At 41.3% G+C, this 19,594-nt stretch carries 18 protein-coding genes and 1 tRNA gene; 12 read left to right on the top strand and 7 right to left on the bottom strand.

Translation table 11 applies throughout. The features are described 5' to 3' along the window. Window positions 1–112: 112 nt before the first annotated feature. The 4 genes from EYW48_RS18915 to EYW48_RS18900 form a co-directional block, all read right to left on the bottom strand. Window positions 113–751: a hypothetical protein gene (locus tag EYW48_RS18915; RefSeq protein ID WP_277432860.1), complete on the bottom strand. Its 639-nt coding sequence runs from the start codon at window positions 749–751 to the stop codon at window positions 113–115. A gap of 61 nt (window positions 752–812) precedes the next feature. Continuing rightward, a complete protein-coding gene (locus tag EYW48_RS18910; protein ID WP_277432859.1) occupies window positions 813–1,562 on the bottom strand; it encodes a hypothetical protein in 750 nt (249 codons plus the stop codon). Further along, the gene (locus EYW48_RS18905; RefSeq protein ID WP_277432858.1) at window positions 1,556–2,869 is read right to left on the bottom strand and encodes a site-specific integrase; all 1,314 of its coding nucleotides are present in this window, start codon (window positions 2,867–2,869) and stop codon (window positions 1,556–1,558) included. The genes EYW48_RS18910 and EYW48_RS18905 overlap by 7 nt, the downstream gene beginning before the upstream one ends. An 84-nt stretch (window positions 2,870–2,953) precedes the next feature. Continuing rightward, a tRNA-Ser gene (locus EYW48_RS18900) sits at window positions 2,954–3,044 on the bottom strand. A gap of 322 nt (window positions 3,045–3,366) precedes the next feature. Here EYW48_RS18900 and EYW48_RS18895 point away from each other — a divergent pair. Continuing rightward, window positions 3,367–4,044: a MaoC family dehydratase gene (locus EYW48_RS18895; RefSeq protein ID WP_053311020.1), complete on the top strand. Its 678-nt coding sequence runs from the start codon at window positions 3,367–3,369 to the stop codon at window positions 4,042–4,044. A 76-nt stretch (window positions 4,045–4,120) separates the two neighbouring features. Here EYW48_RS18895 and EYW48_RS18890 read toward each other — a convergent pair whose 3' ends face one another. Further along, window positions 4,121–4,945 (bottom strand): phosphate ABC transporter substrate-binding protein, encoded by an 825-nt coding sequence (locus EYW48_RS18890; RefSeq protein ID WP_053311019.1) that lies wholly within the window; start codon window positions 4,943–4,945, stop codon window positions 4,121–4,123. A 164-nt stretch (window positions 4,946–5,109) separates the two neighbouring features. On the opposite strand from EYW48_RS18890, the gene EYW48_RS18885 reads away from it, so the two are divergent. Further along, complete coding sequence (locus EYW48_RS18885) at window positions 5,110–5,484, top strand: DUF3024 domain-containing protein (protein ID WP_053311018.1); 375 nt, start codon at window positions 5,110–5,112, stop codon at window positions 5,482–5,484. A 93-nt stretch (window positions 5,485–5,577) separates the two neighbouring features. Here EYW48_RS18885 and rnb read toward each other — a convergent pair whose 3' ends face one another. After that, window positions 5,578–7,608 carry an exoribonuclease II gene (gene rnb / locus EYW48_RS18880; RefSeq protein ID WP_274676805.1) on the bottom strand — a complete coding sequence of 677 codons (2,031 nt, stop codon included), beginning with the start codon at window positions 7,606–7,608 and terminating at the stop codon, window positions 5,578–5,580. 362 nt (window positions 7,609–7,970) lie between these two features. On the opposite strand from rnb, the gene EYW48_RS18875 reads away from it, so the two are divergent. The 5 genes from EYW48_RS18875 (at window position 7,971) to rplT (ending at window position 13,324) form a co-directional block, all read left to right on the top strand. After that, on the top strand, window positions 7,971–9,935 hold the full coding sequence (locus EYW48_RS18875; protein ID WP_277432857.1) for a DEAD/DEAH box helicase: 1,965 nt from the start codon (window positions 7,971–7,973) through the stop codon (window positions 9,933–9,935). 212 nt (window positions 9,936–10,147) lie between these two features. Further along, window positions 10,148–12,076 carry a threonine--tRNA ligase gene (thrS, locus tag EYW48_RS18870; RefSeq protein ID WP_053311015.1) on the top strand — a complete coding sequence of 643 codons (1,929 nt, stop codon included), beginning with the start codon at window positions 10,148–10,150 and terminating at the stop codon, window positions 12,074–12,076. Between the two features lie 3 nt (window positions 12,077–12,079). Continuing rightward, window positions 12,080–12,631, top strand: a complete 552-nt coding sequence (gene infC, locus EYW48_RS18865; protein WP_080996372.1) for a translation initiation factor IF-3 — start codon at window positions 12,080–12,082, stop codon at window positions 12,629–12,631. A gap of 103 nt (window positions 12,632–12,734) precedes the next feature. Continuing rightward, window positions 12,735–12,929, top strand: a complete 195-nt coding sequence (rpmI, locus tag EYW48_RS18860; protein ID WP_005377932.1) for a 50S ribosomal protein L35 — start codon at window positions 12,735–12,737, stop codon at window positions 12,927–12,929. A 41-nt stretch (window positions 12,930–12,970) separates the two neighbouring features. Continuing rightward, window positions 12,971–13,324, top strand: a complete 354-nt coding sequence (rplT, locus tag EYW48_RS18855; RefSeq protein ID WP_040992521.1) for a 50S ribosomal protein L20 — start codon at window positions 12,971–12,973, stop codon at window positions 13,322–13,324. Between the two features lie 79 nt (window positions 13,325–13,403). Here the strand turns inward: rplT and EYW48_RS18850 are convergent, their stop codons facing one another. Beyond that, window positions 13,404–14,366, bottom strand: coding sequence for an integron integrase (locus tag EYW48_RS18850; RefSeq protein ID WP_171981165.1), 963 nt, complete (start codon window positions 14,364–14,366; stop codon window positions 13,404–13,406). Window positions 14,367–14,612: 246 nt separating this feature from the next. On the opposite strand from EYW48_RS18850, the gene EYW48_RS18845 reads away from it, so the two are divergent. The 5 genes from EYW48_RS18845 to EYW48_RS18820 all read left to right on the top strand — a co-directional run bounded on the left by EYW48_RS18845 (window position 14,613) and on the right by EYW48_RS18820 (window position 18,484). Then, window positions 14,613–15,038, top strand: a complete 426-nt coding sequence (locus tag EYW48_RS18845) for a hypothetical protein (RefSeq protein ID WP_038874146.1) — start codon at window positions 14,613–14,615, stop codon at window positions 15,036–15,038. A 147-nt stretch (window positions 15,039–15,185) separates the two neighbouring features. Then, a complete protein-coding gene (catB, locus tag EYW48_RS18835) occupies window positions 15,186–15,818 on the top strand; it encodes a type B chloramphenicol O-acetyltransferase (protein WP_088729504.1) in 633 nt (210 codons plus the stop codon). Window positions 15,819–15,968: 150 nt separating this feature from the next. Continuing rightward, entirely contained in the window at window positions 15,969–16,283 is a 315-nt protein-coding gene (locus tag EYW48_RS18830) for a hypothetical protein (protein ID WP_064626880.1), read from the top strand. 861 nt (window positions 16,284–17,144) lie between these two features. Next, the gene (locus EYW48_RS18825; protein WP_277432856.1) at window positions 17,145–17,777 is read left to right on the top strand and encodes a DarT ssDNA thymidine ADP-ribosyltransferase family protein; all 633 of its coding nucleotides are present in this window, start codon (window positions 17,145–17,147) and stop codon (window positions 17,775–17,777) included. A gap of 98 nt (window positions 17,778–17,875) precedes the next feature. After that, a complete protein-coding gene (locus tag EYW48_RS18820; RefSeq protein ID WP_274700964.1) occupies window positions 17,876–18,484 on the top strand; it encodes a hypothetical protein in 609 nt (202 codons plus the stop codon). Window positions 18,485–19,594 lie beyond the last annotated feature (1,110 nt).

Here is a 19,594-nt window from a genome sequence, read left to right as displayed (position 1 = left end):
CGAAGGCGTCTTAATTGACTTAGCGGCTTCGCGAGCGAAGGCTTCTAAAGCTTTCTTGTCCATATTGCTTATCCTTAGCCATGACTGGCTTAATTATAAGCAGATACACAATTTAAATTACAGGCTCCTCTTTCTCGATTAATCTATAAATGGCTTCAATATCCATACTGGTTAACCCTTCATTTAGATTTTGAACAGTATAGCTAACAAATTCTGGATTCAGATCTAAATGGTGTTTATCAACAACAATATAAACCCATGAGTCATCACTCACTGAAAAACTGATATCCAACTCCTTGATTCCATCACGTCCCTTGAACGGAACAAAAAATTTTGAATGTAGGTGATGTGGCTGAAAGCCATTGTTCAAGAATAACTGAGCCATTTGCTGTGTCTCACCATAAAGCCGATTGCGCCACATCGAATGTACTTTTAACTTCGCTTCTGTTGAATCCAGTAAGGCTATCAAATTCTGGACAGCACTCGGTATAAACTGAATATCAGTAAATTTCCCAGCTTTGTATGCATCAATAGCAGCTAATTGAGCATCATCGCCGTTCGGATACAGTACTCCTGAAATGCCAATGTAAATAACGGGTCTCTGCTCGATTGCCATATCAACACAATAACACTCTCCGTGTTTAATCACCGGGCTAACCGCTCGCCAACCGCGTTGCTCTCGAAGATCAACTAGATGCTCGAACTGAGGCTTGTATGCATGACTGACAGTAATAGTTTTTATTTTCCGCATAATGTCATTACTTTTAGGGAGAAGACTGGGCGCAATGTTATGCGCCCGTGTTGGAGAACATTTAATGATTTAGTAATGGAAGTATCCGTTGCGAAAAAGTGACAATTTTTCTTCGGTTTCGGACAATAGAATGTTCAGGTAAATCATCATTGACACACAAAGCCGGATATTGATGATGCATAAGTTGTGATGCACAGCATCGTACTTCTATATCAACCGTTCGATTTTGGCCTGTGCAAAGCAAAGAGAGTATTGATGCCGATGAATCATAGCTCTGAAACTGGTACTTATTGCTGTAAAGCATCACGGCAACATGTGCCGCTTCTTGATTAGTACTTGGTATCCGAGTCTGGCGATGATTAGGCAATGGAATCGCCTGAACTCGAAGTCCGTCAGAGAACTGTACGCACAGTGAAGAAGCGAGCATCACATCATCGGACATATATGAACGACGAATTTCTCTAGCAAACTTTAGATATAACGAGTAAGGCAAGCTCATCCCCGTTTCTTCATCAATGGGGTTATCTTTCAGAAACTGTGAAAATGAGTAATCATCTATCGCTAATGCTTCTTTTAGACGTTGAATCCCACCAAGTTTATTGATAACCGACTTTGCTGGTGTACCTGCAAAATCACTGATATCAAGATAAGGCACTTGACGGAGAGTACTGATGACGTGATGGAGTACGACTATGTCATGTCTATCAATCCCCAAATAAAACAGAGGTGAAAAGTCATACTCAGGATAATCATAGTACTGGTCGATAGTGTAAATCATGCCTTTCAGGTCATTCGTAGTAATATTTAACATGACAACCCCACTATCTGCATTTTTGAAACGATTTTGAATTGCTTATCTAGCTGTGCCTTCTTGCCGTACCGTCCGAAAGTCATATGCGGATTCACGTGCCCAACTATCTCAGCAACACGGTGTTCTGGTTCATCTAACTGTTTTAACTCATCAATGAACGTGTGACGCAGACTGTAAGCGGTTGGACGTTGCCGTGCTTTCATTCCTAAACGGGTTTGTAACTTTCCGAACTGAGTGCGGTAGAGCTTTGACCAGTCGTTGTCTTTACCTTGTGGGGTATAGTGGAAAAGAGGTTGATTGGTAGCAGTTGTTCTTGAACGAACAAAATCTAGAAATCCCCGCTCAATTAGGTACGGATGGATAGGGACATAGCGAACTGCATGCTGATTTTTAAGATGTTGGTGTGGGTAGTAGTCAGCTATTGATATATAAGGAATCGCATCGTCACAGATCACATCATTGGTGTAAAGCTGACAAGGTTCTTGAGTTCGAAATCCACCGAACAACTGCAAATAAGAGATCCATTGAAAATCGTCAGATTGTTCTTTGAAACCTTCACTCAAAAAGAACTTATGAAGTTCAGGTATGCTCCACCTTTCACGCTGATCGCTTGCATGCTTAGTGTTTTTAAAGCTCGGCTTTAGTGACTGAGCAGGGTTAACAAGAATGAACTCTTTAATCGTGCACCATGATAGAAACTGCTTAGTTGAAGCAAAATAGTCTTTATTGGTTTTAGCCGATCGACCTTCGGAACGCAAGTGATCGATATAACTCAGCATATCGCCTGTGCTTGGCTCAGAAAGCTCCTCCCTATCAAGATAATCTAGAAAATGGCTGACTCGCTGCTGAAGTTGATGAGTCGTTAAAGCGACAACACCTTCCGTATTTTTTGATTGAATAAATTGAGCAAGCCAACGACGAAAGTGATAAGAAGGAGAAACAGTTTGCAGGTAGGTACGTTCGTCTTGCAGATCGATATGACGTGGGAGTTGAATATCATCTTGAACAGTGGGAAGTGAAGCGTAGTAACGATTCTGGTCTTCTTCACGATAATTGCTACGTAGTGTTTCAACAACAGTATCGATAGAAGTGGAGCAGGTGTAGAAATCCATGTCGGGATCTTTGAGCAGATCGATGAATAGACTCTTTAAATGAGCAGTCATCTCAAGATTTCGAATAATCGCAAGTTTGCGTTCTTTGGTTAAAAGAGAGATGCGTTTTTCAGTAGGGTAGCCTTTCTTCTGAAGCAACGAAGGGAAGTTTACGCGAGTATAGTAGACGCTAGAAGGATGTTTGAACAGGTACATATGTATCACCTTTATGTATCAGTGACTTTTGTACCGTAGAAAAGAAAAAAGCTGTTGAAAAATCAACAGCTTAGTTCATAAAAGTGGCGGAGAGATAGGGATTTGAACCCTAGAACCGCTATTAACGGTTGCCGGTTTTCAAGACCGGTGCTTTCGACCACTCAGCCATCTCTCCGTGCGGCGCTAATAATAGTTTTTGGCTAGTGTCTTGTAAAGTAATAATTTATTAAGTTTGTTCTGTTTGGCTAATTGCTGTACAGGTGAAAGAGTTAGTAGCAGCGCTGATGATTCTTATTGATATATTTTGATTTGATTTTTCAGGTAATTACTCTATTTATTATAAAGCCAATAAAATAGTGTTTTATTTTTATGTTTTTGAAAAATAATGATTTATTGGTGTTGGGGGAACATGTGTACGCCCGAAAGTGTTTGCAGATAACTGTGAACTGCTTCAAAATTAGCAAATTCCATCATTTTAGATAATCATTGAGGTTTAGATGAAAGTCGAGAATCTTTTTAAGCATCGCGGTGATTCAATGAGTAAGTATCAATCTGAGTTTATGCATTGGGTGTCTCCAACAGTACGAGAGTACTGGGGTGAGTTTTTACATAGAACAAATAGCCGTCAGTTGTTTTCTTGGGTTAGAGATTTTCATCAACCAGCGGTCAATGAAGATATTCCCGTTGCTGAGCCTATTCAATTAAAGCCAGAAGCGCAGACGCTCTACAATCAACTGCAAGCTCAAATTGGCGATGTGATTCATATTGGTGATTGGATGACTGTTGATCAACAACGTATCAACCAGTTTGGTCAAGTCACCGAAGATATGCAATGGATTCACACTGATCCAGAAAAAGCAGAGGTAGATTCACCGTTCAAGACAACGATAGCGCACGGTTTTCTGACCTTGTCTTTACTGCCTAAGTTAACCGATAGCGTCGATCCGAGTAAGTTGATGTTTCCAACAGCAAAAATGGTAGTCAATGTTGGCCTTAACCAAGTTAGGTTTCCTTATCCGGTTAAGTCTGGTAACCGCGTTCGAGCGGTAAGTACTTTATTGAAAGTAACGCCGATTAAAAAAGGCTTAGAGATTGAACGAGAAATCAAAATCGAGATTGACGGTGTGCGTAGACCGGGTTGCGTTGTTACTTCCGTGATTCAACTGCACTTTTAATTTTGAATGAATTTAAAAAAGAGGAGAGCGTTATGCTCTCCTCTTTTGCTATTTGAACTACAAGTTGATGCTGTTGCTATTTATGAGCGTTCAACGAAATATACCCATATTCATCGATAAGTGCATTGGCTTTGTCTGAACCTAGATATGAAATGAACGCTTTCACTTCCTCCGTCATTTTTTGTGGGTAGTACAGAACTAAAAATGGTCGTGAAAGTTGGTATTCATGGCTCGTGATGTTTTTAGCGGTTGCTTCCACACCTTCAAATTTTATCGCTTTAATCGATTTGTCCACAGAGCCAGTTGAAATAAAACCAATCGCTTGTGGGTTATGGTTTACCAATGTTTTAACCATACTGTTGCTATTGACGACTAAGTTGTTAGGGTTAATGTCGGAAACTAAGCGATCATTGATAACTTTAGTGAGCCCTAGCAGACTTTCAAAGCTGTACCGAGAACCCGAAGAAGCTTCACGTGTTACTACCGCGATTTTTTGGTCATTGCCACCCACTTGCTTCCAATTAGTGATTTTACCTTTATAGATGTCATACAACTGCTGTCTAGAGAGGTTTTCAACAGAATTCGAACGATTCACTACAACGGCTAATCCATCGTAGGCGATAGGCAATGTTGTCATAGCGTCATCTTGTTCATTTTCTGTGAGATAACGTGAACTCATTCCTATCGAAGCAACGCCTTTTTTCAATAGTGTGATACCTGCGGTCGACCCCACGCCTTGAACCGCGATATAAGTGTCCGGGTGACTGGCATTGTAGTCTTCTGCAAATACATCCATGATTCGAGCGACCGAAGTTGAGCCTGAAATATTGATTTCACTTGCGAAGACAAACTGAGTAAATAAAGAGGTTGAGAGTAGTGCTGCAAGCGCGACTCGAAACATAAAGACTCCAATATAGTTATGAATTGAGCGGCTATAATATGTCGTACAGATGACACTTTTGTGAATGGAAATCGAAATGGGAGAGTTGAGTTAGTTTTTTATCTCCCCTCATGCTGTAAGTCAGTTATAGTCAGCGAGGTAATCCACTTTTCATCGAGGTTTATATGGCGGTAGTGAATTTGTTACAACGTCAATTGGAGCGAAGGGCAGAGTTAGTTTGCCACAACCGTAACCAAAGTTTGCCTGTGGAGTTGGGGAAATCGTGCTTTGAGCCTATCGCTGATGGGGTACAGTTTATTAAACATCATTACAAGTTAGACTCAACCCATTCTGATTATTCGAGCATTGTTGCCAAAGTAATTCGAGAAGAACTGCAATGGGGTTTATACATTCCCAGTGACCATAGTTCAGCGAGGTATGTTCTCAATGGCCAGCAAGATACGCAGTCGTGGCAGCCTTATCCCTATTTACCGAAAAGCGATGATTTAACCGCTTTAATCAGAGAAATTGAAAAAGATCCTAAGTCATATTTTTGGTAAGTTTAGGTTTTTTATTATCTATAGGCTCTGTGAGTAACTAATCGTAAAAAAGGCACCCCGAAGAATGCCTTTTTCTGATTTAAGTGAAACGTGTTACTTAGCTGTTTGTTGCTCATTAGCTTCAGGTGCAGAATCTGAAGGTTCAGTAGCAACCGGCGCATCAGCGAAAATTTGTGTCGGTTTGGCAACTAGGCTACGATTTTCTTGGTTTACCTCTGCTAAAACCACTTCTAAAGTGTCGCCCAACTTAAAGACCACTTCTTTATCAACCAGAACCGTGCCGTTATCGTTATTACATTCTAGACGCTCTTTATTATTGAGTATTAGAGAACCAGGAATGAAGGCTGCAGCGCCGTTTTCAACAAGGCGTACACGCATACCTGCGCGATTAATATCGAAAATTTCTGCAGTAAATTTGGTTCCTTTACTTGGTTCATCCGCAAGAGTACGCACATACAGCCAATCGCCAACATTACGTTCTGCCATATTGTGATGTTTACGATGCAATGCGAGCTCTTCACCCACGGTTTCATCGGGTCTTTGTATTGGCTCTTTGCCAAGAATATGCGCCTTCAACATACGATGGTTGATCATATCGCCATATTTACGAATTGGAGATGTCCAAGTCGCGTAGATATCTAAACCCATCGCATAGTGAGGTAGGGGTTGATTGCCAATTTCACTGTATGCTTGGCATTTACGAATACGGTTGTCTAAGTAGCTAGTTTCTTGTTTGCACAGCCAGCGACGTACTGCAGCAAATCCTTCAAGGGTCGTAAGGTTCTCTGCGTTGAATTCAAGTTCACCCGTTGGGTTGACCATTTCAACCACATCCGCGATTTTCTCAGGCTTAAAGCCAGCATGTGTATTGAAAACGCCTTGTCCGAAGCTATCTCGCAGCGTTTTACCTGCACAAATGTTAGCGGTGATCATTGCCTCTTCAACCAAACGATTTGCGGAACGACGCATATCAGCATGGATAGCAATCACGTCATTATCTTCACTGAGTTCAAATCGGTAATCTGGGCGATCTGGGAAAACAACAGCGTGAGTCTCGCGCCATTGTACGCGAGCCAAAGAGAAGTCATAAAGTGCACGTACAACGGTCGCGATCTCTTCGCTAGGTTGCCAATCGTCAGAGTGACCATTCTCTAACCAATCGGATAGGTGGTCATACACTAATCGAGCGTGTGATTTAATATTGGCTGCAAAGAAGTGGATGTCATCACCAATCACACCATCTTTAGTAACGGTCACACTACAGCAAAGGGCTGGGCGGATTTCATTTTCCATCAAAGAGCATAGCTCATCGGCTAAATCGCGCGGAAGCATTGGAATGTTGCGGCCCGGTAGATAAATAGTGAAGCCTCGCTCACGAGCAACTTTATCCATTTCATCTTCGGGAGCGATGTAGGCCGTTGGGTCGGCAATTGCGATGGTTAGTTTGAAATCACCGTTTTCAGTTTTCTGAGCATAAAGTGCATCATCCATATCTTTCGTTGAAGCACCATCGATTGTCACGAAAGGAATATGCGTCATATCGATGCGCTCTAGATCTGCGTCATCTTTTATCTCCCAGTGATCAATACCTTCCGGCTCACTGTTGGGGAGATCATTTTCAGCCAATGTTACCCACCAAGGAGCAATTTTATCGTTTGCATCTGTGATTTTCTGAGTGATCTCAACAAAGAACCCACTATCATCCTTTAAAGGATGGCGAGTAAGTTGTGCTACCACCCAATCATTTTCAGCAAAATGTTCAGGATTGAGTCCTTTTTGTACTTTCGCTTTTAAAGAGAGTTTCTTTAACTGAGGAAGATCAGGCGTAACGTGCAATTTTCCTTTCAATAGTTTCACGCGGCCGATAAATCGTGTTAAAGACTGTTCTACCAACTCTTGAGGCTCTGCTACTTCTTTTTCATTCTCAGTGCGAATGATAGCGATCACTTTATCGCCGTGAAGACACTTTTTCATGTATGGAGGCGGAATAAAGAAGCTTTTCTTGCTGTCGACCTCTAAAAAGCCAAAGCCTTTATCTGTCGCTTTGATTGTGCCTTCTTTTTTTGGCAGGTTTTCTTGGATTTGTTGTTTGAGCTGGGCGAGTAGTGGATTATCTTGAAACATGTGTCTTTTTCTAACGAATGTGATTAAGCACACTATAATCATTGAGAGGGATGATTACTACCGAAAGCGCTATTTTTGCCAACCTGTATCCTCATCGTTTTACCATGACGCAAATTTTCATCAATTTTCGGTGAATTTATATGCTGAAATGGTGTTTATGAGAGAAATATGTGATGTAATTCAATTTTTACTGGCTTTTTTTATGCTTTTAGGGAATAATCCGCGTCCCTTATATGTCCCTAGCGGCTTGATGCGTTTTAAGACTTATCCGCATCTGAACGGAACTCAGCTCTTTTATTGGATCGGTATTGGAATTGGTAGAGCTCGTGGGACCTTTTGTTAATTAATCTAGTGGGATCTCCATGCAAGACTCTGTAATTCAATTCAGTGAATTAGCCCTGAACGACTCAATTCTATCAGCTTTAAATGAAATGGGATTCGTTTCTCCAACACCTATTCAAGCAGCAGCTATTCCTTTCCTTCTCGAAGGTAAAGATGCGCTAGGTAAAGCACAAACAGGTACAGGTAAAACGGCTGCGTTTTCTCTGCCTCTATTAAATAAGCTAAATCTTTCTCAGTACAAACCACAAGCGATTGTGATGGCTCCTACTCGTGAGCTAGCCATTCAAGTTGCCGCAGAAATCAAAAACCTTGGCCAGAAAATTCAAGGTCTCAAAGTTCTTGAGATCTACGGTGGTGCTTCTATTGTTGATCAAATGCGTGCACTTAAATCAGGTGCTCACATTGTGGTTGGTACTCCTGGTCGTGTAAAAGATTTGATCACTCGTGACCGTCTACACTTAGACGAATGCCACACATTCGTTCTAGATGAAGCTGACGAAATGTTAAAAATGGGCTTCGTTGATGATGTAACGTGGATCATGGAACAAGCACCTGACACAGCTCAGCGTGTATTGTTCTCTGCGACTATGCCACCAATGGTTAAGACTATTGTTGATCGCTACCTACGTGATCCTGCGCGTGTTGACGTTGCTGGTTCAAACCAAACTGTTGCAAAAGTAGAGCAGCAATACTGGGTAGTGAAAGGCGTAGAGAAAGACGAAGCGATGTCTCGTCTTCTTGAAACAGAAGAGACCGATGCTTCAATCGTATTCGTACGTACTCGCCAAGATACTGAGCGTTTGGCTGACTGGTTGTCTGCACGTGGCTTTAAAGCGGCAGCACTCCATGGTGATATTCCTCAGTCATTGCGTGAACGTACTGTTGATCATATCAAACAAGGTGTGATTGATATTCTTGTAGCAACCGACGTTGTAGCGCGTGGTCTTGATGTGCCTCGTATTACACACGTATTTAACTACGATATTCCATTTGACGTTGAGTCATACATTCACCGTATCGGTCGTACTGGTCGTGCTGGACGTAAAGGTAAGGCGATCCTTCTTGTTCGTACTAACCAAATTCGTATGCTTCGCACTATCGAGCGTGTTACACGTTCTTCAATGGAAGAAATTCAACTGCCACTGCGTGACAAAGTAGCTGAGTCTCGTCTTGTCAAATTAGGCGCAGAACTAGAAGCTGAAAAAGGTCACACAGCGTTAGACAAATTTGCTGAGTTGATTGAAAAGCTACAAGAAAGTTTAGAAATTGATGCTGCGACTTTAGCTGCTATTTTACTTAAACGCCAACAAGGTAAGCGTCCTCTGTTCTACGTAGGTGCTGACCCAATGATTGAAGCGATTGAGCGTGAAAAAACGCGTCGCCGTGATCGTAAAGAAGGTGGTGAGCGTCGTGAAGGTGGCCGCGAAGGCAGCCGTCGTGAATACGGTACCTCAAATACAGATTGGGATACTTACCAACTTCAAGTTGGTCGTGAGCAAGGCGTTCAAGTTAAAGACATCGTTGGCGCATTAGCGAACGAGCTTGGTTTAACCAAAGGCTCTATCGGTGCGATTAAGCTAGCGCAAGGTCATACATTCGTTCAACTTCCAAAAGCGATGTCATCAGACGTGACAGGTAAACTGCGCAAGCTACGTATTCGCCAAAAAGAAGTGGGCGCAGTGGTTTGTGATTTTGATGATTTCCGTGAGTCTCGTGGCCGTCGTGAAGGTGGTAACGGTGCTCGTCGTGAAGGTGGCAATGGCGGTTTCCGCAATCGTGAAGCTGGTGCAAGCGCTGGTCGTGGTGGCCGTGAAGGTGGCTTCCGCGGTAACCGTGAAGGTGCTGCTGCTTCTGGTCGCGATGGTGAGCGTCGTTTTGATCGCAACCGTGGTGGTGACCACCGTGGTAACTTCCGTGGCGAGCGTGGTCACGGCAATAGCAGCAGTACTGGTGGTGCTAGTCGCCCACGTCGCAGCGAAGCATAATTCATAGTGTAATTACTAAGCCCATGGTTAGTGCCGTGGGCTTTTTCTTTTTATTTGGACTATTCGCGCTTTACATCGCTAGTGTGAGCTAGTTAAAATCCTCACTTCATTGAAGTTCCGGTATTCGTGTTACCGATTGATCTTTGATGACTTATTTTTCATTCAAATAAACATGTGTTGCTTGGTGTGCAACACCACTGTAAGGATATAACATGCCTATTATTACACTTCCTGACGGCAGTCAGCGTCATTTCGATAACCCTATATCTACAATGGAAGTTGCAGCTTCAATTGGCCCAGGTCTTGCGAAAGCAACCATTGCAGGTCGTGTTGATGGGGTGCGTGTTGATGCATGCGACCTTATCGAAAACGATGCCAGCCTTGAAATCATTACTGCTAAAGATGAAGTTGATGGTTTAGAAATTGTGCGTCACTCTTGCGCGCACTTGCTAGGTCATGCATTAAAGCAACTTTACCCACAAGCGAAAATGGCGATTGGCCCGACGATCGATAGCGGCTTTTACTATGACATCGACCTTGAGCAATCTTTAACGCAAGACGATTTAGAACAGATCGAAAAGCGCATGAAAGAGTTGGCTAAGACGAAATATCAAGTCGTTAAAAAGAAAGTCAGTTGGCAGGAAGCTCGTGATGCTTTTGAAGCTCGCGGTGAAACATACAAAATTGAAATTTTGGATGAAAATGTATCTCGTGATGATCGACCAGGTCTTTATCATCATGAAGAATACATAGATATGTGTCGTGGTCCACACGTACCAAATATGAGCTTTTGCCAACACTTCACATTATTGAGTGTTGCTGGTGCATATTGGCGCGGTAACAGCGACAACAAAATGCTGCAACGTATCTACGGTACTGCTTTCCACGATAAGAAAGCACTGCAAGCGCATTTAACGCGTTTAGAAGAAGCAGCTAAACGTGACCATCGTAAAATTGGTAAGCACTTAGACCTATTCCACATGCAACAAGAAGCACCTGGCATGGTGTTCTGGCATCATAATGGTTGGTCAATTTTCCGTGATCTTGAAGTATTTATTCGTCAAAAACTGAGCGAGTATGATTACCAAGAAGTGAAAGGTCCGTTGATGATGGACCGCGTGCTTTGGGAACGTTCTGGTCACTGGGATAAGTACGCTGATGCCATGTTTACAACTTCTTCAGAGAATCGTGAATATGCAATCAAGCCAATGAACTGCCCAGGCCATGTTCAGATTTTTAATCAAGGTCTAAAATCTTACCGTGACTTGCCACTACGTATGGCTGAGTTTGGTTCGTGTCACCGTAATGAACCGTCAGGTTCACTACACGGAATTATGCGTGTTCGTGGTTTCACACAAGATGATGCTCATATTTTCTGTACAGAAGACCAAATTCAACAAGAAGTCACTTCTTGTATTAAAATGGTCTACGATACTTACACAACCTTTGGTTTTGACAATATTGTTGTGAAGTTATCAACTCGCCCTGAAAAGCGTGTAGGTAGTGACGAAATTTGGGACAAATCAGAAGAAGCTCTGAAGTTATCTCTTGAAGCTATGGGCATCGAATATGAGATTCAAGAAGGTGAAGGTGCTTTCTATGGTCCTAAAATCGAATTTACTTTGCATGATTGCTTAGATCGCGCATGGCAATGTGGTACAGTACAGCTTGATTTCAACTTACCAACTCGTTTAGGTGCAACCTATGTTGGTGAGAACAATGAACGATTAGTTCCAGTGATGATTCACCGAGCGATCCTTGGCTCGTTAGAGCGCTTCATTGGTATTCTAATTGAAGAATATGCAGGTTTCTTCCCTACGTGGTTGGCACCTGAACAAGCCGTTATTATGAACATAACTGACAAACAGGCAGTTTATGCTCAAGAAGTAGCGCAAAAACTACAAAAATGTGGAATTAGAGCTAAAGCAGACTTGAGAAATGAGAAGATTGGCTTTAAAATCCGCGAACACACTTTGAAACGTGTACCGTATATGCTGGTTTGTGGCGACCAAGAGATGGAAGCTGGCGAAATCGCAGTACGTACTCGTAGGGGTAAGGACTTAGGCAAGTTTAAAGTGGATGATTTAATTTCATACATCCAAGCCGAAGTTTCGAGCCGTAAGCTCAATCTGGAGGAATAAACTATTAAAGGCGGAAGACGTGGCCAACAGCCGGCCAAACCAAACCAGCACCGTTTAAACGGTGAAATTCGTGGCGTTCGTGAAGTTCGTTTAACTGGCGCAGATGGTGAACCCGTTGGTGTTGTATCAATCAACGAAGCACTTGAAGCTGCTGTAGAAGCTGGTATGGATCTTGTAGAGATCAGCCCTAACGCCGAGCCACCAGTTTGTCGTGTGATGGACTATGGCAAGTTCCTCTTTGAAAAGAGCAAGTCTGCTAAAGAGCAGAAGAAGAAGCAAAAGCAGATCCAGATTAAGGAAATTAAATTCCGTCCTGGGACTGATATTGGAGACTATCAGGTAAAACTACGCAACCTGACGCGTTTCCTAGAAGAAGGCAACAAAGTGAAAGTTACTATTCGCTTCCGTGGCCGAGAGATGGCGCACCAAGACATCGGTGTTGATGTTCTTCATCGTTTGAAAGAAGATACCGCTGATTTAGCAGTAGTAGAATCTTTCCCGAGTCGAATTGAAGCACGTCAGATGATCATGATGCTTGCCCCTAAAAAGAAGTAATTAACGGCTGACAAGTAATAAAACCTTGCTGTTGAAAAACGGCAAGGTTTTATTCGCCCTAATTACATTGTTATTAAACTACTACAATGCGGAGTTATTCATCATGCCTAAGATGAAAACCAACAAAGGTGCTGCTAAGCGTTTCAAGAAAACTGCTGGTGGTATTAAGTACAAGCACGCTACAAAACGTCACATCTTGACTAAGCGTACTACTAAGAACAAGCGTCAACTACGTCCAAATGCAATCCTTCCTAAATGTGAAGTGGCTGCAGTTATCCGTATGTTGCCATACGCTTAATTCTTTTTAGTTTATTTATCGTTTAGTTTAGGAGAAGCATAATGCCTCGCGTAAAACGTGGTGTACAAGCTCGTGCACGTCATAAGAAAGTTCTAAAACAAGCTAAAGGTTACTACGGAGCACGTTCACGTGTTTACCGCGTAGCTTTCCAAGCAGTTACCAAAGCTGGTCAATACGCTTACCGTGACCGTCGCACTAAAAAGCGTCAGTTCCGTCAGCTATGGATTGCGCGTATCAACGCTGCATCTCGCCAGAATGGTCTATCTTACAGCCGTTTCATTAACGGTCTTAAGAAAGCATCTATCGAGATCGATCGTAAGATCCTTGCCGATATCGCGGTATTCGACAAAGCTGCATTTGCAGTTCTAGTTGAAAAAGCGAAAGCTGCTCTTTAATTAGCAGTCAGGTTTAAGAAAAAGGAGAGCATTTGCTCTCCTTTTTTCTTTATCGACATTTCATATTTTGTCACTGATTTTATAACCGAGATAGTGGGCTTAGTACTCCATTTGCACCTCTATCCAATACATGTGTATAAATTTGGGTGGTTTTCACATCGCTATGTCCAAGTTGTTCTTGAACAGTCCTAATATCGGCTCCTGATTCAAGGAGATGTGTAGCAAAACTGTGCCTTAGGGTATGGCATGAAATACTTTTTTTAATTTCTGCATCACGTGCAGTCTTTCTAACCGCACGTTGCACTGCCGATTCGTTGATGTGCTGTCTACGTTTTAAACCTGTCTCTTTATCGATAGAAATTAAATGTGAGGGAAACAGGTAATGCCAATTGAATTCATAAGCAGCATGAGGATACTTTTCACTGAGTGCATTTGAGAGCCATACACCACCATATCCTTTTGTTTGCATATCTTTATCATAGTACCTTTTTGCCAAGGCTTGCTGTTCTTTTAGCTGAGGATAGAGCTCCTTAGCTAGTGTAACGGTTCGGTTTTTCCCACCTTTTCCTTGCCAAATTCTCACTGCACCGTAGTCATAATCAATATCTTGTATACGTAATCTAACACATTCCATAAGCCTTAGCCCTGATCCGTATAGTAGTTTGATTGGTAGCTGATAACGTGGGTCTATGTGTTCTAGAAATCGTTTTGTTTCATCTCTAGTCATCACCACGGGTAATTTTCTATCTAATTGTGACTTTTTAAAATTCATGTTAATAGAAAGCGGTTCTTTTATTATCTCACGGTACAAAAAGTGTAATGAGTTTAGCGCTAGAGCTTGAGTTTTAGCTGCAACTTTTCCTTTAACAGCTAAATTAGTCAAAAAGGCTTCTACCTCATTATCTCCCATTTTCATCGGGTGTATTTTATCGTGGTAAACAATGTATCGAGTAATCCAATGTAAGTAAGCCTCGATTGTTTTATTCGCATAATGGCGTGCTTGCATATACTCTTTTATACTTAAGATGAATTGTGATTTCATTGCAATCCTTTAGTTTAATGGCATGTATATATATACAGTAGTATGCTTTTCTTACTAGTCAATTGGCTAAGTTACAAAAATCCGTCTAATGCGATCTTCTTCATGTTGTTCAATATTGTAATTAACTGAATATAAATATTTTTATACAAATTTTAGACTAATTTGATGGTGTGATAGATGGCGAAGGAATAAAATAAAAGTAGGCAAATAGCAGTATAGATAGCGTTATGTGTTTTTAGGATAAAAATGGAAATTTTCGAAATTAAATTAGGAAACTCAATCGGTCCAGTTAAGCTCGGTATGACAGAAACTGAAGTGAACAATGTTATCGGAGCTCCTGATTGCATCTATGGACATCGCCATCATTTTTTAGACGGTCTCATGGTAGATTTTGATAATGAAGGAAGAGTTGAGTTCATTGAAGCCGCTGCTTCTGAGTTGTTTTCAACGACATTGCTTGGCTTTGACGTTCATAGAACATTAGCGACTAATGTGCTCGAACGAATTCAGCTAGAAGGTAACTATGATCATTCTGATCCAGAGTTAGGCTATAGCTACGTATTTAAAGAGCTTCAGTTATCTTTCTGGCGTCCAACTCTTCCTGACTTAGAAGAAGGTGAAGGGTTGTACTTTCAATCGGTCGCAATTGCTTCCGAGGGTTACTTTGAGTAAACACATAACAAATTGTTCAAGAGGGATTCGCAACGCGTGGCATTTTTACTGTGCGTTAGTTTTATTGTTTAAGGTGGTATGCGGCTGCATCGGCACTGCGTTGCTCACCCCTTAACAAGGCGTTATAAGCTTCCAAGAGGAATAAAATTGAATAACTATTTTGAAAGCCCTTTTGTGGGTAAATCGTTGAAAGAACAGGTTACGAACCCAAATATCATTGTGGGTGAACACAGCTACTATTCTGGTTATTATCATAATCATAGTTTCGATGATTGTGCTCGTTACTTGCTACCGGATAGAACTGATATTGATAAGTTAATTATCGGAAGTTACTGCTCAATTGGTTCTGGTGCTGTATTTATGATGGCAGGGAATCAAGGACATCAAAATAACTGGGTCAGTACATTTCCATTTTTCTATCAAGACAATGAAAATTTCGCGGATGCTAAAGATGGTTTTGAGCGTTCGGGTGACACGGTTATTGGTAATGATGTATGGATTGGCACTGAAGCGATGATTATGAGTGGTGTATCTGTCGGCGATGGTGCAATTATCGCAAGTCGCGCAGTCGTTACTAAGGATGTCGCTCCGTATTCAATAGTCGGCTCAAACCCAGCGAAACATATACGTTACAGGTTCACAGAGGCTGAGATATCTCAGTTGTTAGAAATGAAGTGGTGGGAATGGAGCGATGAACAAGTTAAGGGAGCTATGAGCTTAATGTGCTCTTCAAATATCGATGGTCTTTATGATTATTGGAAAACGTTAGTACGCTTATAACAAACAATTTAAGAGTGACTCCCAACGCTTGGCGATTTCACTCCGGTTTGAATTTTGTGTTTACGGTGCAATGTTTTAGCTTGGGTGTTATAGCGTTGTCGCACCTTAATTGGGCGTTATATGCTGAAGTGGAAATAAGAAGGATATTCAATGAAGTTCAATCATTTAGGTATACCAACAACAGAACGATTCGATGGCGAAATCGATTTACCTCATTTAAAGATGACCGTATCTGATCATGAAAACAACCCTTATGGTATCCAGTGGCAGCGTTTTTGGGCTGATGCTCCATATCCTGAGTTGGTAAAAACAGTTCCTCATGCCGCTTTTGAAGTTGATGATCTAATGGCTGAAATTAAAGGTAAGAAAGTCATTATTGAACCTAACTCACCAAGTGAGGGTTTACTTGTTGCTTTCATTGAGGTAAATGGAGCTCCAGTTGAATTGATGGAATATTCTAAATAGTTGGTTGATGCTATTCAGGCCAGCCAGAGATAAGTATCTTAGGTAACTTTAAGAACGCATATAACAAAGCGTTTAAGACGGATTCCCAACGCTTGGCATTTTAGGCTTACTTCAGTTTAAGTGTTTATGTCACAATGGTTTAGGTAGGGTGGTCGGCGTTGCTCACCACTTAACGCGGCGTTATGTGTTTGATGGGTTTTTAAGGTCAAAGCTACGATTTCATTGAAAATTCGTTCGGTGTTTTCGGCAAGTTGGCTTGGTCGAAATGGATTCTTGAACAACTTGAGATTGATCGTTTTCAAGGTTCTTGGGTTGCCTCAATTGCGTTTTGGATCTGGTTTGTGTTGAGTTTCGTCGGTTTCAAATCGCTTCAATTGAAATGCATTTTTGACTGATTTATTTGCTGAAATTCAGCTCTGAAAATCTGGTGAAGCAAAAGATTTTGTTGTGGCTGAAAGGGCGCTTTCTTTATTGTTGATTCTGCAAGTGGTTCTCTTTGGCTCAGATCGCTGTGAAATTTAGGGTTTGGTAAGCATCGTTTTTGCACGTAACTTATTAAAATGTCTACATTTCTACGGTGATTTACTTTGAATTCACGGTAAAATTCACATAACAAACAATTCAAGTGGATTCTCAACGCGTGGCAGTTTTACTATGCGTCAGGTAAAGTGTTTACGGTGTTATGCAGCGGCTTGGTCAGTGCGTTGTTCACCACTTAATTGGGCGTTAGGTTTCTGATTTAGCTCACAAAAAACATTTACATTTCTAATCCCGCATCTTGAATAAGGGTATTTTGCTCCCCATATCAAAGTTAGCATGGTTGCATATGCTTGGTTTCGATACTTTAAAAAGGCTGTAGTAATGGAAAAAGAGCAAATTAAAAATGTTATAGCAGAAAGAAAAATACCTTATTTGGTACATTTCACGAACTTAAAAAACCTTAAGAGCATCTTTAGTGATGGTTTAGTACCTCGCTCTCAACTTGGTGCGTTAGATGCAGAATACGAAAGTAATGATGATGCAAGGCTTGATGGGCATGAAGACTCTGTTTCTTTATCGGTTGCTTTCCCTAATTGCCAGATGTTTTACAAACTTTGGAAAAATAGTGGTGACAAATTTTGTTTACTTGCTTTGGACCCTGAACTCTTACAAAAACACAGCAGTGCGTTTTGTAAATACAATGCTGCTGACGGTGCAATTAGTAGCCAAGACATTGAAACTCTCAAAACAGCGGCAGCTTTTGAGGGAATGTTTGATGAGCTTCCATCTCAACGAAGTCGAGCAGACCAAAAGTTAGAAGATTACGACCCAACAGACGTTCAAGCTGAAATTTTGGTTTTCGATACTATTCCAAAAGGTTACATTGGTGCGGTGGTTTTTCCTGACAAAGAATCAGAAAAAGACTTCAAAGATATTATTGGAGGCTGTAAGTCTTACGTTCATAGTCCGAACAAAGGCTTTTATGGCACTCGCACGTTTAGTAGGGAATATTAAGTATTATGGCGACTAGACCAATTTTCTGCCCGATTTTAAACCAAGGTTCAGACGTTGGTGTTGTTGAAAAAATGATGGACTTCAAGTGGCACCCCGGGATGGCTGCATCACAAAAGCAAAAGTCGATTCAAGAACTTCATATGGTGGCACAAAACAATGGTATCGGTGCTATATTAGAGGTTTCTAGCAAATCGTTAGATGAGCTTGGTGTTTCACTAAGTGCGTTTAACTTGTGCATTACTACAAAGCTTAAAAAACAAAGCTTTACAGTAGAGACTGCTTTTCAAGGAAGTAAAGTTTTTGAACGAGGAGGTCCATATTTAGATTTGATAGGTATGGATTCTAGGGCTGCAAAAAAAGACTTACGCCTCAAAGAGTCAGGTAATCTTACTCACTTTGAGTTCTTTGGGAGAAAGTTCCCCAACAAACCTCGAACTTTTTTTTACGACTGGTTGTACATCAATGCGCTGGTTCAAAATCAGGATCTTGCAGTTCAAGTAGAGATGTACGATGCATTTAGTGATATAGAGTTTAACCCTAAAAAATCGATAAACTGCCAAGCTTATGCAATTGCACTTTATGTTAGCTTGAGTAAAAACGGCTTGTTAAATGAAGCTTTAGCGTCGCCCGATAGTTTTCTAAATCTAACCGCGAAGCAATATTCGAATCAGCTAAGAGCTAAGCCTATTCAGGGCAGTATGTTTTAAAAACCTAACAAAGCATTTAAGAGTGATTCCCAACGCTTGGCATTTTTCATTCCATCGTTGGGTTTCGTGTTTATGGTGGTCTGGTTAGGTTCAGTGGTGGCGTTGCTCACACCTTAATGCGGCGTTATGCAACTCAGGTAAATTTAGGGGTTCAATCTTTTGGGATTTCTCCGGCTATTCGTTTTGTGTTGTCGGCAAATGAGCATTTTTACCCTCAAACTCTTGGTTAACTCAACCCGTAAAACAGGCAAATTTCTTTGTCTGCCTCAATCGGTTTTAGCGTTGGTGCGTTGTAAATTTAGCGGGCGCAAAGTGTGGAAAGGGTAAGTTTATCGAGCATTTCACACTTGCTGAAAGCCTTGCTCGGTGAGTTTGTCTCATTCAAAAGCTGATTTGTCGCTGAAAGGTGGACTTTGTTTTGGCGGCTTACTTATCAAGGTTCAGGCTTTGGCTGATTCTTGGTTCACTTAACCAATATTTTGATTGTTTTCTTAATCAAATGTAGTGTAACTTCTGGTTTATCTTATTGAATTTGCATAACAAAGCATTTAAGACGGATTCGCAACGCTTGGCGGTTTTAGTGTAAATTCAGTTTTTGTGTTTTAAGTGGTTTGTCGAAGCACCAGTGTTTAGCGTTGCTCACCACTTAATGCGGCGTTATGCAACTCAGGTAAATTTAGGGTTTCATTCTTTTGGGATTTCTCCGGCCATTCGTTTTGTGTTGTCGGCAAATGAGCATTTTCGGCTCCAAATTCGTGGTCAATTCAACCCGTAAAACAGATAAGATTTTTTGTTTGCCTCAATCAGCTTTAGCGTTGGTGCGTTGTAAATTTAGCGGTCGCAAAGTGTGGAAAGGGCAAGCTAATCGAGAGTTTCGAGTTTGCTGAATATTTTGCTCGTTGAGTTTTTCAGATTCAAAAGTTTGGTTTGTTGCTGAAAGGTGTGCTTTGTTTTGGCGGCTTATTTATCACAGCTAAGGCTTTGGTTGATTCTTGGCTCACTTAACCAACATTTTGATTGTTTTCTTAATCAAATTTAGTGTAACTTTATGTTTATCTTATTGAATTTGCATAACAAAGCATTTAAGACGGATTCGCAACGCTTGGCGGT

It is taken from the genome of Vibrio sp. 1180_3 (assembly GCF_029478545.1).
Lineage (GTDB): Bacteria > Pseudomonadota > Gammaproteobacteria > Enterobacterales > Vibrionaceae > Vibrio > Vibrio aestuarianus.
The sequence above is the reverse complement of the archived record's forward strand: the minus strand, read 5'-3'. Positions and strand labels throughout refer to the sequence as shown.